The sequence below is a fragment of the Blastococcus sp. KM273129 genome (genome assembly GCF_021698995.1).
GTDB lineage: Bacteria > Actinomycetota > Actinomycetes > Mycobacteriales > Geodermatophilaceae > Blastococcus.
In genome coordinates this window covers 50,225-64,416 of record NZ_SSXB01000004.1, presented here as the reverse complement: position 1 = coordinate 64,416, position 14,192 = coordinate 50,225, and the positions used below count along the sequence as shown (strand labels likewise).

Below are 14,192 nucleotides of genomic sequence, written 5' to 3'. Positions count from 1 at the left end.
CAGGTCAGCCCGACGGCGGGAGGGTGCCCTCCCCGGGACCGGCGAGCTCGGACCCGAGCCAGCGGCCCAGCTGCACCGTGCCCACGACGCCGAGCAGGAGCCCGGTGGCCGCACCGGCCGTGGCGGTCAGGGTGGCGCCGTCGACCCCGGCGACCTCCAGGCCGCTGACCACCCCGGCCCCGCCCAGCGTGAGCCCGGCCATGGCGACCCGGGTCGGCCGCTCCCACAGCGAGATCGGGCCGGTCCGGTGCACGCCGGCCTGCCCGGCGCGGGCGCGCAGGTAGTCGGGCAGCCAGCAGGACGCGCCGAACGCCACCGCGAGCCACCCCGGCGCCCCCGCCACCCACAGCGCCGCCGCGTAGGCGACCTCGGTCAGCCGGTCGACGACGGAGTCGAGGACGAACCCGCGCTGCGAGGCCCGCCCGGTGCCGATCGCCAGCGCGCCGTCGAGGCTGTCCAGCAGCCCCGACAGCCCGACCAGCGCCCCGGCCAGGAGCAGCCACGCGCCGCCCGCGGCGGCCGGGGGCACCGCCGCGGCCGCGACGAGCACGCCGGCGGCGGTGGCGAGCGCCGGGGGCAGCGCGGCCAGCGGCCGGGCGAGCGCGTGCGCGGTGCTCAACCAGCCCCGCACGAGGGGGGCGGACGTGTCCGCACCGCCGTGCCAGCGCGACCAGGCCTCGAGGTACTCCTCCCGGCTCAGCACGGCGCGCCCCCTCCCGACCCGGCGCCGTCCGGTGACGCCGGCCCCTCCACCAGGGACAGTAGGTGAGTGCTCGCCGGTCTCTCCCCCGCCCGTCGCCGCCTCGTCGTCGCGGTGCTCGCCCTGGTCACCGCCGCGGTCGTCGCCCTCGGCGTGCTCCTGGCCACCGGTGGCACGGACGCCGAGGGGCCGGGACCCCAGGCGCGACCGGGGCCGGTGCTGCTGGTGCCCGGCTACGGCGGCGGGACGACGTCGCTGCGGACGCTGGCCGACCGGCTGCAGCAGGCCGGGCGCGACGCCACCGTGGTCCCGCTGCCCGGCGACGGGACGGGCGACCTGGGCGAGGCGGCCGCGGCGCTCGACGACGCCGCCCGCGCGGCCCTGGCCCGCACCGGCGAGGAGAGCGTGGACGTCGTCGGCTACTCGGCCGGCGGGGTGATCGCCCGGCTGTGGGTGGCCGACGGCGGTGCGGGGGTGGCCCGCCGGGTGGTGACGCTGGGCTCACCGCACCACGGCACGGGCCTGGCCGACCTGGCCGGACGGGTCGCGCCGGAGTCCTGCCCGGAGGGCTGCCGGCAGCTGGCGAGCGACAGCCCCGTCCTCGCCCGGCTCAACGCCGGCGACGAGACGCCCGACGGGGTGGGCTGGGTGTCGGTGTGGACGACGCTGGACCGCACGGTGACCCCGCCGGACTCGGCGCGGCTCGAGGGCGCGCTCAACCTGGCCGTGCAGGAGGTGTGCGCGGACAGCCGCGTCGGGCACGGGCAGCTGCCCGGCGACCCGCTGGTGCAGGCGATCGTCCTCGAGCAGCTCACGGCCGGGGAACCGGTGGCGCTCGGCAGCGCGGACTGCGCCCGCCTCGGCGGCTAGCTCGTGACGTCCTTGGTCGTGAAGTTGGCCCAGGCGGCGGCGAGCAGCACGCCCACGTAGACCGCCTGCAGCGCCAGCCCGCGGGTGATGTCCCGCCAGAGGATCGGGTCGCGGAACAGGTCGACGAAGGCCAGCCAGTAGCGGGTCGGCAGGTAGGGCGCGATCGGCGAGGCGGCGTCGAGGGTGAACAGCAGCGACGAGGTGACGAGCACCGCGAGCGCGCCCATCGTCGCGCCGAGCGGCGAGTCGGTGAGCGTGGAGAAGAACAGCGCGAAGGCCGCGACGCCCAGCATCGATACACCGACGTAGCCGACCGCGAGCACGGTGCGGACGGCCAGCTGCTCCGCGGTGAGCGACGTCCCCGACACCGACGTCCCCGCCGCCGGCCGCGCCTCGAACAGCGTCGTGCCGACCAGGTAGCCGACGGCCGCGACCACCACGACGGTGACCAGCACGAAGGCGAGCACCGCCACGAGCTTGGCCACCAGCAGCCGGGTCCGCCCCGCGGGCCGGGCCAGCAGGTACCGCAGCGTGCCCGCCTGCGCCTCCCCGGCGACCGAGTCCCCGGCGACCACCGCCACCGCGATGGGCAGGAAGAGCGGCAGCACGATGGCCAGCGCGGCCAGCGGGTACAGCGCGCCGTTGGTGAGGACGGCGGAGAGGAACGGCGGCCCCTCCCCCGGCCGGGGCGCCAGGTCGGTGAGCACGAGCAGCACCGCCACCAGCACCGGCAGCGCGTTGAGGACGGCGACGATCGCCCAGGTGCGGGGCCGCCGGAACAGCTTGCGCAGCTCGACGGCGATCACCGCGTGCGCTCCACGCGGTCGGCGCTGGTGGCCGCGGCCGCCAGCACCACCTCCTCCAGGGTCGGGCGGTCGGCCGCGAGGCCGGTGACCGGCACCCCGGTGCCCACGAGCAGCGCGTTGACCTCCGCGGGGTCGCCGCCGCGCACCACCACCCGCTCGCCGTCCACGGCGGCGACCCGGCCGTCGAGCACCGCGCGCACCTGCCCGGGCGCCGGCGTGCGGACGACGGTGGCGCCGGTCGGGGCGGTCAGGGTGGCGAGGTCGTCCTGCAGCACCAGGCGGCCGCGGTCGAGGACGCCGACGCGGGTGCACAGCTGCTCGACCTCGGCCAGCAGGTGGCTGGAGAGGAACACCGTCGTCCCGCCGCGGTTCAGCTCGAGCAGCAGCTCGCGGATCTCGGTGATGCCCTGCGGGTCCAGCCCGTTGGTCGGCTCGTCCAGCACCAGGAGTTCGGGCCGGCGCAGCAGGGCGCCGGCCAGGCCGAGGCGCTGCCGCATGCCCAGCGAGTACGCCTTCACCGGCCGGCGCCCCACGCCCCCGAGCCCCACCTGGTCCAGCACCTCGCCGATGCGCCGGCGCCGGTCCCGGCGCGCCCCACCGGGGCCGGCGGCGTCCAGCAGCGCGAGGTTCTCCCGGCCGGACAGGTGGCCGTAGGCGGCGGGCGACTCGATCAGCGCACCCACGCGGGGCAGCACGCGGCGGCCGGCGCGCGGCATCCGCTCGCCCAGCAGGTCGACCTCCCCGCGGGTGGGCAGCACGAGGCCGAGCAGCATCCGGACGGTGGTGGTCTTCCCCGAGCCGTTGGCGCCGAGGAAGCCGTAGACGTCGCCGGCGCGCACGTCCAGGTCGATGCCGTCGACGGCGTGCACCCGGCCGTACCGCTTGGCCAGGCCGCGGGTGGCGATGACCGTGCTCACCGCCGGCGCCCCGGCAACGGCAGCTGCCCGGCGGCCTCGACCAGGGCGTCGAGGGTGACCGTCCCGACGAGCAGGTACGGCTCCGCGTCCCGGGGATCGACGAGCATGAGCCCGACCGGCCCGGCCGCGATGCGGGTGCTCGTCCCGTCGGTGACGGCGTCCGGGCTCTGGGCCAGCGTGCGGCGCAGCCCGTCGGCCAGCCGCCAGGGCACGGGGGCGACGGCGAGCAGGGTGACCCCACGCCCGTAGAGACCGATCCCCGGTGGGGCGCCCTCCAGCGTGCGGCGCGGCAGGCCGGCCACCGTGGGCGGGAAGCGCACCGGGGCGAGCCGCCGCCCGGCCTCCAGGACGATCTCTGCCTCCTCCGCGGTGCGGAGGCGGGCGTCCGCGGGCGGGGCGAAGGCGGTGGTCGCGGCGTCCGGGACCGACAGCTCCAGGTCGAGGAACCGGGTGTCCAGCGCCGGCACCTCCGAGGTCTCGCCGAGGACCACCACCTGCACCGGCAGGCCGCTGGCCCGGTCCACCCACACGTCGACCTGGCGCACCGCCGAGGCCGGCTCCGCGGGGCTGGCGCGCAGCCCGAGTGCGTCCCGGCCGGCGATCCGCCGCGCCCCGATGCGGGTCAGCTCCCCCTCGGCGGCCTCGGCGAGCAGCCGGCGGCCCAGGGTGGCGGGCAGCAGGTCCGGTGGCGCGGGCAGCGCGAGCGGCGTGGCGGCCGCACGGGTCGCGGTGGCCCGCTCGTACTCCCACGTCCAGGTGCCCCGCGCGTCGCGGTGGATGCCCGTCTCGCCGGCCGGGGTGACCACGTCGACCCGGTGGTCGTCGGGGCCCCGCCACCAGACACGCATCTCGGTGCGGTCGCTGAACAGGTCGGCGACCGAGTCCAGCTGGTCGGTCACCGGGAGGGCCAGCCCGCCGGCCGACTCCGCGTAGCCCGAGTACTGCACGCCGGCCGAGGCCAGGACCGCCGCGCGGAGCTCGGCCGCGGGCACGGGCTCGTCGGTGACCGGCAGCGCGCCCACGATCGCGGGGAGCGCGGCCAGGACGGCGACGACCACCCCCACGACGGCCCAGCGCGGGGCCGCCGCCCGTGCGCGGGACGCCATGGCGGCCACCGTAGACCGCGGCCCCGGCCCGGCGGGCCACCTCCGCGTCCTCACCGGGAACTCACCGGGCGGCGGGTCGGGCGGCTCCGTCCACCGGCACGGCCGGGGTGCCGAGGACGCGGTCGACCCACAGCCGGAGCACCCGCCGGTCGAGGTCGCCGCCGTCCCGGAGCACGCTGGTGAGCGCCAGCCCCCGGTAGAGGGCGAGCAGCCCGTCGATCTCGGCCCGGTCGCGGGGGGCCGCCGGGAAGAGCTCGGCGACCAGTTCCCGGACGGCCGCCCCCACGCGCCGCTCGGCGGGCAGCAGGGCCGAGCGCAGGGCCGGTTCCGTGCGCGCGGCCGACCACAGCTCGAGCCCGGCCAGGAAGAGCGGGCCGGACATCACGTGGTGCAGGAGGTCCACCTCGTCGCGCACCCGGCCGGCACCGGCATCGGCGCGCACCTGGGCGATCTGCGCGTCGGCGACGTGCGAGACGGCGGCGACCAGCAGCGCCTCCTTGGTGGCGAAGTGGTGCAGCAGCGCCCCGCGCGACAGCCCCGCCCGTTCCTGCACCCGCTGGGTGGTCGTGCCCGCGTACCCGTGCTCGACGAGGCAGTCGATCGTCGCGGCGAGCAGCCGGGACCGGGTGCCCGCGCGCCGCTGCTCCTGGGTCCGTCGCTCGGTCACCGGAAGAGGATAGGCGCTGACAAACCGTCCGGACTGACTGTAAGTTCGCCGCACCAGCGGCGAGAGGGAGTGGCAACCGGTGTTGACGGTGGATCTGGTTCGACGGGGCGCCCGGCGGTTCGCGGAGCGGACGGCGGTGCTGAGCGGCGACGCGTCGCTGACCTTCCGGGAGGTGGACGACACCGCCAACCGGATGGCGAACGTCCTGATCGGGCTGGGCGTCGCCCGCGGGGACCGGGTGGGCCTGCTGGTCGACAACGGCCTGTGGTCGGTGCCGATCGACTTCGCCTGCCTCAAGGCCGGCGCGGCGCGGGTGCCGCTCAACGCCCGGCTCTCGGCCGACGAGCAGGCGCGGATGCTGGCCGCGACCGGGGTCCGGCTCCTCGTGCACGGCGCCGCGCTCGCCGGACGGGCGGCGGAGCTCGCCGGGCGGGTCGACGGGCTGCGGCTGGTCAGCCTCGGGCAGGCCCCCGACGTGGCGGCGCTGGACCTGCTCGACGAGATGGCCGAGGCCAGCCCCGCCGACCCGCAGCTGCCGGCCGAGCCGGCCGACCCGGTGCTGATCCTCTACACCTCGGGCACGACCGGCTCGCTCAAGGCCGTGGTGCACACCCAGGCCAGCTACGCGGCGATCTGCGCCAACATCCTGGCCAACCTGGTCTCCCCCGGGCGCGACTCGGTCATGCTGCACGCGGCGTCGCTGATCCACGCCAGCGGCACCTTCGTGCTGCCGTACTGGATCCGCGGTGGCGCCGCGGCCGTCCTGCCCGGCTTCGACCCGGGCAGCTACCTCGACTCCCTCGCCCGCTACCGGGCCACCGAGATCAACCTCGTGCCCACCATGCTGGGGATGCTGCTCTCCTCCGGCGCCGCCGAGCGCGCCGACGTCTCCAGCCTCCGGACGGCGGTGTACGGGGCCAGCCCGATGCCCGGCCCCGTGCTCGCCCAGGCCCTCGACGTCTGGGGCCCGCGCCTCGTGCAGTACTACGGGCAGACGGAGGCACCCCTCGCGATCACGGTGCTCGACGCCACGGACCACACCGACCCGGCTCTCGCGGGCACCTGCGGCCACCCCTCGGTGGACGCCGAGGTGCGCGTCGTGGGCCCTGACGGCGGCGCCCTCCCGGCCGGGGAGATCGGCGAGCTCCAGGTGCGCGCCCCGTTCGGCATGGCCGGCTACCACGAGGCGCCCGGGCTCACCGCCGAGACGGTCGACGCCGCCGGCTGGATCGCCACCCGCGACCTCGCCCGGCTGGACGACCGCGGCTACCTGACCCTGGTCGACCGCACCAGCGACATGATCATCACCGGCGGCTACAACGTGTACCCGCGGGAGGTCGAGGAGGCGCTGATGGCGCACCCGGCGGTCTCGGCGGCGGCCGTCGTCGCCGCCCCCGACCCGACGTGGGTGGAGGCGGTCACCGCCTTCGTCACGCTCCGCCCCGGGGCGAGCGCCCGCCCGGACGAGCTGCGGGAGGCGGTCCGCGGCGCGCTGGCCGGCTACAAGGTGCCCAAGGCCGTGCACGTCGTCGACCAGCTCCCCCTCTCCCCCGTCGGCAAGATCCTCCGCCGGGCGCTGCGCGAGCCGCTGTGGGCCGACGCCGCGGAGCGCTCGTCGTGACCGGTGCGGTGACCGTCGAGCGGGACGGCCCGGTGACGACGGTGCGGCTCTCCCGGCCCGCGGCGCGCAACGCCGTCGACGGGCCGACCGCCGCTGCGCTGGCCGACGCCTTCCGGGCCTTCGACGAGGACGAGGAGGCCGCCGTCGCGGTGCTGCACGGCGAGGGCGGCACCTTCTGCGCCGGCGCGGACCTGCGGGCGATCGGCACCGGCCGCGGCAACCGCACGGAGACCGACGGGGACGGACCGATGGGGCCCACCCGGATGCGGCTGCGCAAACCGGTCATCGCCGCCATCGCCGGGCACGCGGTCGCCGGCGGGCTGGAGCTGGCGCTGTGGTGCGACCTGCGCGTGGCCGACGAGACGGCGGTGCTCGGGGTCTACTGCCGGCGCTGGGGCGTCCCGCTCGTCGACGGCGGCACCGTGCGGCTGCCCCGGCTGATCGGCACCTCCCGCGCGATGGACCTGGTCCTCACCGGGCGCGGCGTCGACGCGACCGAGGCGCTGCAGATCGGACTGGTCAACCGGGTGGTCGCCCCGGGCCGGGCGCTGGCCGAGGCGCAGGCGCTGGCCGCCCGGATCGCCACCTTCCCGCAGACCTGCCTGCGCGAGGACCGCGCCTCGCTGCTCGAGCAGGACGGCCTGGACGAGGAGGCGGCGATGGCCAACGAGTTCCGCCACGGCCTGGTCTCGCTCGCCGTCGACGCGCTGCCGGGCGCCGCGCGGTTCGCCGCCGGCGAGGGCAGGCACGGCGCCGGGGTGTGACCGACCGGTCCGGGGCGCGGCCGGCGCCCCGGACCGGCCGCCTCACCCGAGGGCGACGACCAGGCAGCAGACGGCGAGCAGCAGCACCAGCGGCGTCATGACGAACCGCTCGGGCCGGCTCCGCGAGATGCCGTTCAGCACGACGCCGAGCGCGAGGTAGCCGGTCAGCACCCAGATGCCGACGTCGGCCACGGCCGCGGGCAGCACCGCGACGAGCCCGGCGGCCGCCAGGACGACGACGGCGAAGACCAGGTACAGGACGACGGAGACCGCGCTCCCGGCGCGCAGCCGCGGCGGCAGCACGTCGTGCTGCCCGCCCCAGGCGAACCGGCCCCACGGCCGCCCGGCGGCCAGCGCCACCTGGAAGACGGCGAGGCCGCCCAGCACGGCGCAGGCCAGGACGGCGGCTCCGGTGATCACCGGCGCAGGGTAGGGCCCACCACCGGGGGTGTCGCGGACCGGCACCCGGGTTACCCCGCACCCATGGCTGCCCCGATCAGCGACGCCGTCGTCGTCGACGTCCTCCGCCGGCTCGACCGGCTGCTCACCCCGCTCGCGACCCGGCTGGGCCGGCCCCCGGCGCTGCCGCGCGAGGAGCGCGACGAGTGGTGGGCCGACCGGGTGTCCCGGGTGGCGGCCGGGGTGTCGGCCGCGCCGCGCTTCGCCGGCAAGCTCGCCGACCTGCTGCCGCTGCAGAACACCGTCGGCACCGCGGTGCAGGCCCTCGTCGTCCTCGGCGTCGCCGGCGAGCACGGGGTCGAGCCGCCCGCCGAGCGCGTCTCGCTGCTGGCCCGGGTGCTGCTGCGGCGCGAGCTCACCGCCGAGCAGGTCCAGCCGCTGCTCACCCGCGCCAAGGGCACCTACGTGGAGGGGGCCCTCGGCCCCCGTGACGAGCGCCGCGGGGCCTCCGGCGCGGCCCGGACGCTCTGGCGGGCGGCCCGGCTGCTGGGCCGCATCGACGACGCGCTGGACGCGCGGCCGAAGGGGAAGCTCTTCGCCCGCGCCGTGTCCAACCTGCCGGTCGTCGGCGTCGCCGGCGGGTACGCCTCCGAGCGGGAGGGCCTGCGCCGGGCGGCCGCCCGCGCCGCCGACCTGCTGGAGGGCGTGCAGCCGGCCCGGTGACGGCTCAGCGGACGGCGGGCACCCGGCCGGCCAGGTTGGCGAACACCTCGCGGGTCGCCGTCGAGCGGTTCATGGTGATGAAGTGGATGCCCGGCACCCCCTCGTCGAGCAGCCGGCGGCACAGGTCGGTGGCCACCTCGACACCCAGGGCGCGGACCGCCGCCTTGTCCTCGGGCGCGTCGCCGTCGAGCGCCTCGAACCGCTGGGCCAGCTCCGGCGGGAACGCCTGGCCCGACAGCTGCACGATCCGGGTGATCTGCCGGACGTTGGTGACCGGCATGACGCCGGCGACGACCGGCACCTCGCAGCCACGCGCGACGACCCGGTCGCGCATCCGCAGGTAGTCCTCCGCACGGAAGAACATCTGCGTGATGGCGAAGTCCGCCCCGGCCCGGCACTTGGCCACGAACATCTCGACGTCGGTGTCGAAGTCCGGCGAGCGGGGGTGCCGCTCGGGGAAGGCGGCGACGCCGACGGAGAAGTCGCCGACCGAGCGGATCAGCTCGACGAGCTCGGAGGCGTACCGCAGCCCTTCGGGGTGGGCGACCCAGTCCGCCTGCGGATCGGCGCCCGGCGGGTCGCCGCGCAGCGCCATGATGTTGCGGACCCCCGCCGCGGCCAGCCGGCTGATCACGTGCCGCAGCTCCGCGACGCTGTGGTCGACCGCGGTCAGGTGCGCCAGCGGCGTCATGGTGGTGTCCGCCGCGATCCGCTCGGTCATCGCCACGGTGCCCTCGCGGGTGGAGCCGCCGGCCCCGTAGGTCACCGAGACGAACGAGGGGTGCAGCCGCTCCAGCTCGCGCAGCGCCGTCCAGAGCTGCTCCTCCCCCGCCGGGGTCTTGGGCGGGAAGAACTCGAACGACCACGTCGGGTGCTCGGTGGCCAGGAGCTCGCGGACGGTGGGTGTCACGGCACCCGAGGGTACGGGCGGCACCCCTGCGGCCCGGGGGCCGTCTCCCCGGACGGCGCACCGGTGCATCCGGGACCGGCCCCCGCGCGGAAGAGGGCGTGTCGCGGACGACGGAAGCACGGATCGACGGAGGAACGATGCAGCCGACCCCCTCGGCCCGGCCGCTGGTGGGGCGGCACCCCACCGGGTTGGGCGATACTGACCGCATGACCGCCGGGGCGCAGCAGCGCGAGTCCGCCCGCCTCGCCCCCCCGCTGTCGGTCGCGGAGCTCGACCGGGTGCGGACCGCGGTCGCCGACGCGCTCACCGGCTTCCTCGACCAGCAACGCGCCACGCTCGCCGCGATGGACGCCAGCCTCGTCCCCGTGGTGGAGGAGGTGTGCGCCGTCGCCGAGGGGGGGAAGAAGCTGCGCCCCTCCTTCGCCTACTGGGGCTGGCGCGGGGCGCGCGGCCAGGGCCCGGGCGCCGGGGAGGACGAGGACGCCGTGCTCCGCGCCGTCGCCGCCCTCGAGTTCGTGCACGCCAGCGCGCTGGTGCACGACGACGTGATGGATGCCGCCGGCACCCGGCGCGGCCGCCCGAGCACGCACGTCGGGTTCGCCGGCCGGCACGCCGACTCCGGGTTCTCCGGGGACGAGGAGCTGTTCGGCGTCGGCGCGGCGATCCTCGTCGGCGACCTGGCGCTGGTGTGGTCCGACGAGCTGCTGCGCTGCTCGGGCATCTCCGAGGCGGCGCTCGGCCGGGCCCGCGCCGTCTGGGACACGATGCGCACGGAGGTCACCGCCGGCCAGTACCTGGACCTCCTGCGGGCCGCCGGCGGGCTGCCGGGCCCGGACGGCGCGCTCACCGTCGCCCGCTACAAGAGCGCGGGGTACACCGTCCAGCGCCCCCTCCAGCTCGGCGTGGCGATCGCCGGGGCCGGGCCACGGGTGGTCGAGGCGTGCACCGCCATCGGGCTCCCCCTGGGCGAGGCGTTCCAGCTGCGCGACGACCTCCTCGGCGTCTTCGGCGACCCGGAGGTCACCGGCAAGTCGGCCGACGACGACCTGCGGGAAGGCAAGCAGACCCTGCTGGTGGCGCTGGCCGCGGAGGCCGCCGACGACGCCGGGCGCGCACTGCTCGACGAGCTCCTGGGCAACCCCGAGGCCGGGCACGAGGAGTTCGAGGCGCTGCGCGACCTGCTGGTCGGCACCGGCGCCCGCGACCGGGTCGAGGAGCGGATCGCACTGAGCACCGCCCGCGCCCGCGAGGCGATCGCCGAGGCGCCGCTGGCCGACGACGCCCGCCGGGCGCTGGACGCGCTCGCGGTCGCCGCGACGTCGCGCACCGCCTGATGGTCCGCACCGTCCCGGGCCGCACCGACCGCGTCGTCGTCGTCGGGGCCGGGCTCGCGGGGCTGGCCACCGCGCTGCGGCTGCGCGGCGCCGGCCGCGAGGTCACCGTCGTCGAGCGCGCCGGCGGCCCCGGCGGGCGGGCCGGGCGCATCGAGCGCGACGGGTACGCGCTGGACACCGGCCCGTCGGTCTTCACCGCGCCGGAGGTCGTCGAGGAGACCCTGGCGGCCGTCGGCGACCGGCTCGAGGACCGGCTGGAGCTGCGCCGGCTGGAGACGAGCTACCGGGCGCAGTACGCCGACGGCACGCACCTGGACGTGCACGCCGACCCGGAGGCCTTCGCCGCCGAGGTCGCCGCGCTCTGCGGGCCGGGCGAGGCCGACGCGCTGCGCCGCTACCTCGCCGACCTCGCCGAGCTCTACCGCCTGCAGCTGGCCACCTTCATCGACCGCAACCTGGACTCGCCGCTGGACCTGCTGGGGCCCGAGCTGCTCGCCCTCGTCCGGCGCGGCGGCTTCGGCCGGCTGTCGAACCACGTGGGCCGGTACTTCACCGACGACCGGCTGCGCCGGCTCTTCAGCTTCCAGGCCCTCTACGCCGGGGTCTCCCCCTTCCGCGCCATCGCCGCCTACGCGGTCATCGCCCAGCTCGACATCGGCGCCGGCGTCTGGCACCCGGTCGGTGGCATCGGAGCGGTGCCGCGGGCGCTCGCCGCCGCCGCGGCCGACGCGGGCGTCACCTTCCGGTACGGCACCGCCGTCGACGAGCTGGAGCTCCACGGCGAGCGCGTCACCGGCGTGCTGCTCGACGGCGGCGACCGGCTGCCCGCCGACGCCGTCGTCGTCACCACCGACGCCCCGCACGCCCTCGTGCCAGGGCTGCGCGGACCCCGCCGCCCGGTCTACTCGCCGTCCTGCGTGGCCCTCCACCTCGGGGTGCGGGCCGAGCTGCCGGAGCAGGCGCACCACACGATCAGCTTCGGCCACTCGTGGCGCCAGGTCTTCGACGAGCTGACCCGGGACGGCCGCCCCATGAGCGACCCCAGCCTGCTGATCAGCATGCCCTCGCGCACCGACCGGTCGCTGGCCCCGGACGGCGGGCAGGTGCTCAGCGTCGTCGCCCCCACCCCCAACCTGGACCCGCGCAGCGGCGGCAACCCGCGCCTGGACTGGGATGCCCTCGGGCCGCGCTACCGGGAGGAGCTGCTGGCCGCGCTGGAGGCCCGCGGCGTGACCGGCCTCTCCGGCGCGATCGAGGTGGAGCACATGGACACCCCGGCCACCTGGGCGGCGCAGGGCATGGCCGCCGGCACCCCGTTCGCGCTGGCGCACACCTTCGGGCAGACCGGCCCGTTCCGCCCGTCCACGCTGCCGCGCCGCGGCCCCGAGAACGTGGTGCTGGCCGGGTCGTCGGTGCAGCCGGGCGTCGGCGTGCCCATGGTGCTGATCAGCGGCCGGCTGGCCGCCGAGCGGATCACCGGGCCGGTGGCGCGGTGATGCTGCAGCCCCCCGGCACCCAGGCCGCCCGGCAGGCGCAGCTGACCGCGGCCTACCGCCACTGCGCCGCCATCGCCGCCGAGCACGGCAAGAGCTACCACCTGGCCACCCGGCTGCTCACGCCCGAGCGGCGGCCGGCGGTGCACGCCCTCTACGCCGCCGCCCGGGTCGCCGACGACTTCGTCGACCACCCCGGCGCCGACCCGGCCGGCGACCTGATGACCTGGTCCAAGGCGCTGCTCGCCGAGCTCGAGTCCGGGTGGTCGGACGACCCCGTGCGGCTGGCGCTGGTGCACACCTACCGCCGCTACGCGATCCCCGTCGAGCACCTCGTCGACTTCCTGGCCGCCATGACCAGCGACCTCGACGTCACCGGCTATCCCACGATGGATGCCCTGGACCGCTACATGTGGGGTTCGGCGTCGGTGATCGGGCTGCAGGTGCTGCCGGTGCTCGGGACCGCGTCCGGGGTGACCCGCGAGGAGGCGGCGCCGCACGCCATCGCCCTCGGCGAGGCGTTCCAGCTGACCAACTTCCTGCGCGACGTCGGCGAGGACGTCGACCGCGGCCGGGTCTACCTGCCCGCCGACCTGATGGCCGCCCACGGGGTCACCCGCGAGCAGCTGGCCGAGAAGCGCTTCGACGACGGCTTCCGGGAGCTGATGCGGGAGATGGTCGCGATCGTGCGCCGCCGCTACGACGACGCCGCGCCCGGCACCCCGATGCTCGCGCCGGAGTCCCGGGACTGCGTCCGAGCGGCCACCGACCTCTACGGCGGCATCCTCACCGAGATCGAGCGCGCGGGCTACCGGGTGCTCGACCGGCGGGTGTCGGTGTCCAGGCCGCGCCGCCTGGCGGTGTTCGCCCGCCGGTTGACCGCCGCCCAGCTGGCCAGGGTGAGGGTGACCATGGCGAACCCGAAGAGCAGGTCCTCCACCGGCGCGTAGGCGACGCGCGGCCCCCAGATGGTGGCCGGGTCGTAGGTGACCACGTCCAGCCCGGTGAGCACGCCGTTCATCAGCAGCTGGAAGCCCACGATGATCGCGTAGGCCACCCAGAACACCGGCCGGGTCACCATGCGGGTGCGGTAGACGGCGAGGTCCACCACCAGGACCGCGACCACCGCGGTGACCGCCAGGGCGCTGTAGCTCACCGGCGCGCCTCCGCTTCCTCGGCGGGGTAGCCGGCGTCCCAGCGGGTCACCTTCCGCACCGCCTCCAGCGCCAGCACCGAGCACAGCGGGACGACGAGGAAGAACAGGATCTCCTCCAGCGGGATCCCGCCCGGCAGCCGGACGCCGACGGTGCGCTCGGCCGAGTAGCCCCAGTGCCCCTGCGCGATGGCGTACAGCACCCAGCTCACGAACACGACGAACTCCGGGACGACGGCGAGCAGCAGCCGGCGCCAGCGCGCGTACACCCGGACACCCAGGACCAGCTCCAGCGGCGCGGTCACCACCAGGCAGCCGGCCAGCAGGCCGAGGTACGTCAGCTGCTCCACGGGTCGGGCTTCCGTTCCCGCACCGGCTCCGGATGCACCCGGCTCAGAACGCCAGGGCCTGGGCCCGGCGGGTGACCTCGGTGTGCCGGTCGTCGCGGAGCGCCTGCACCGGGGTGCCGGGCAGCGACTCGTCCTCGCGGAAGAGCCAGTCGAAGGCCTCCTCGTCGCTGAAGCCGCCGTCGCGCAGGACCGTCAGCAGCCCGGGCAGGTGCTTGAGCACCGCGCCGTCCTGCAGGAACGCGGCGGGGATCCTGCCGTTCCCGCTCCCGGGGACGGCCATCAGCTTCCGGTCGCGCAGCAGCTGCCGGACCCGGTTGGGCGAGGTGCCCAGCAGCTGGGCGACCTCCGCGGGCGTGAGCGTGTCCATAGAGTGTCAGCC

Annotated in this window: 16 protein-coding genes and 1 pseudogene; 7 read left to right on the top strand and 10 right to left on the bottom strand. The window is 76.8% G+C overall.

What is annotated here, in order from left to right; genetic code table 11:
- Positions 1-4: 4 nt before the first annotated feature.
- Positions 5-703, bottom strand: a complete 699-nt coding sequence (locus tag E9565_RS02375; RefSeq protein ID WP_236826667.1) for a CDP-alcohol phosphatidyltransferase family protein — start codon at positions 701-703, stop codon at positions 5-7.
- A gap of 66 nt (positions 704-769) precedes the next feature.
- Here E9565_RS02375 and E9565_RS02370 point away from each other — a divergent pair, with 66 nt between their 5' ends.
- Complete coding sequence (locus tag E9565_RS02370; RefSeq protein ID WP_236826668.1) at positions 770-1,570, top strand: alpha/beta fold hydrolase; 801 nt, start codon at positions 770-772, stop codon at positions 1,568-1,570.
- Here the strand turns inward: E9565_RS02370 and E9565_RS02365 are convergent.
- The 4 genes from E9565_RS02365 to E9565_RS02350 all read right to left on the bottom strand — a co-directional run bounded on the left by E9565_RS02365 (position 1,567) and on the right by E9565_RS02350 (position 5,066).
- Positions 1,567-2,376 (bottom strand): ABC transporter permease, encoded by an 810-nt coding sequence (locus tag E9565_RS02365; RefSeq protein WP_236833991.1) that lies wholly within the window; start codon positions 2,374-2,376, stop codon positions 1,567-1,569. The two genes, E9565_RS02370 and E9565_RS02365, sit on opposite strands and share 4 nt — an antisense overlap.
- Positions 2,373-3,293 (bottom strand): ABC transporter ATP-binding protein, encoded by a 921-nt coding sequence (locus E9565_RS02360; RefSeq protein ID WP_236833990.1) that lies wholly within the window; start codon positions 3,291-3,293, stop codon positions 2,373-2,375. Before E9565_RS02360 ends, E9565_RS02365 begins: the two co-directional genes overlap by 4 nt.
- Positions 3,290-4,399, bottom strand: coding sequence for a transcriptional regulator (locus tag E9565_RS02355; RefSeq protein WP_236833989.1), 1,110 nt, complete (start codon positions 4,397-4,399; stop codon positions 3,290-3,292). The genes E9565_RS02360 and E9565_RS02355 overlap by 4 nt, the downstream gene beginning before the upstream one ends.
- 61 nt (positions 4,400-4,460) lie before the next feature.
- Entirely contained in the window at positions 4,461-5,066 is a 606-nt protein-coding gene (locus E9565_RS02350) for a TetR/AcrR family transcriptional regulator (RefSeq protein ID WP_236826672.1), read from the bottom strand.
- An 88-nt stretch (positions 5,067-5,154) separates the two neighbouring features.
- Here E9565_RS02350 and E9565_RS02345 point away from each other — a divergent pair, with 88 nt between their 5' ends.
- Both E9565_RS02345 and E9565_RS02340 read left to right on the top strand, forming a co-directional pair.
- Positions 5,155-6,687: a class I adenylate-forming enzyme family protein gene (locus tag E9565_RS02345; protein ID WP_236826673.1), complete on the top strand. Its 1,533-nt coding sequence runs from the start codon at positions 5,155-5,157 to the stop codon at positions 6,685-6,687.
- A complete protein-coding gene (locus E9565_RS02340) occupies positions 6,684-7,451 on the top strand; it encodes a crotonase/enoyl-CoA hydratase family protein (RefSeq protein WP_236833988.1) in 768 nt (255 codons plus the stop codon). Before E9565_RS02345 ends, E9565_RS02340 begins: the two co-directional genes overlap by 4 nt.
- A gap of 42 nt (positions 7,452-7,493) precedes the next feature.
- Here E9565_RS02340 and E9565_RS02335 read toward each other — a convergent pair whose 3' ends face one another.
- Entirely contained in the window at positions 7,494-7,871 is a 378-nt protein-coding gene (locus E9565_RS02335) for a hypothetical protein (protein WP_236826675.1), read from the bottom strand.
- Positions 7,872-7,934: 63 nt separating this feature from the next.
- Between E9565_RS02335 and E9565_RS02330 the strand changes: the two genes are divergently transcribed.
- Entirely contained in the window at positions 7,935-8,573 is a 639-nt protein-coding gene (locus tag E9565_RS02330; RefSeq protein WP_236826676.1) for a hypothetical protein, read from the top strand.
- Positions 8,574-8,577: 4 nt separating this feature from the next.
- Here the strand turns inward: E9565_RS02330 and metF are convergent, their stop codons facing one another.
- Positions 8,578-9,483: a methylenetetrahydrofolate reductase [NAD(P)H] gene (metF, locus tag E9565_RS02325; RefSeq protein WP_236826677.1), complete on the bottom strand. Its 906-nt coding sequence runs from the start codon at positions 9,481-9,483 to the stop codon at positions 8,578-8,580.
- Positions 9,484-9,689: 206 nt separating this feature from the next.
- On the opposite strand from metF, the gene E9565_RS02320 reads away from it, so the two are divergent.
- The 3 genes from E9565_RS02320 to E9565_RS02310 are packed head-to-tail and all read left to right on the top strand — an operon-like array spanning position 9,690 to position 13,260.
- Complete coding sequence (locus tag E9565_RS02320) at positions 9,690-10,817, top strand: polyprenyl synthetase family protein (protein ID WP_236826678.1); 1,128 nt, start codon at positions 9,690-9,692, stop codon at positions 10,815-10,817.
- The gene (gene crtI / locus E9565_RS02315; protein WP_236826679.1) at positions 10,817-12,313 is read left to right on the top strand and encodes a phytoene desaturase family protein; all 1,497 of its coding nucleotides are present in this window, start codon (positions 10,817-10,819) and stop codon (positions 12,311-12,313) included. Before E9565_RS02320 ends, crtI begins: the two co-directional genes overlap by 1 nt.
- A complete protein-coding gene (locus E9565_RS02310) occupies positions 12,313-13,260 on the top strand; it encodes a phytoene/squalene synthase family protein (RefSeq protein WP_236833987.1) in 948 nt (315 codons plus the stop codon). Before crtI ends, E9565_RS02310 begins: the two co-directional genes overlap by 1 nt.
- On the opposite strand, the pseudogene E9565_RS02305 reads toward E9565_RS02310, so the two are convergent.
- From E9565_RS02305 to E9565_RS02295, 3 genes and pseudogenes are all read right to left on the bottom strand, one after another.
- Positions 13,257-13,418: pseudogene (locus E9565_RS02305) on the bottom strand (lycopene cyclase domain-containing protein); the annotation flags it as partial. The gene E9565_RS02310 and the pseudogene E9565_RS02305 overlap by 4 nt on opposite strands.
- Before the next feature lie 44 nt (positions 13,419-13,462).
- Complete coding sequence (locus E9565_RS02300) at positions 13,463-13,813, bottom strand: lycopene cyclase domain-containing protein (protein ID WP_236826681.1); 351 nt, start codon at positions 13,811-13,813, stop codon at positions 13,463-13,465.
- 43 nt (positions 13,814-13,856) lie between these two features.
- A complete protein-coding gene (locus E9565_RS02295; protein ID WP_236826682.1) occupies positions 13,857-14,180 on the bottom strand; it encodes an Rv2175c family DNA-binding protein in 324 nt (107 codons plus the stop codon).
- Positions 14,181-14,192 lie beyond the last annotated feature (12 nt).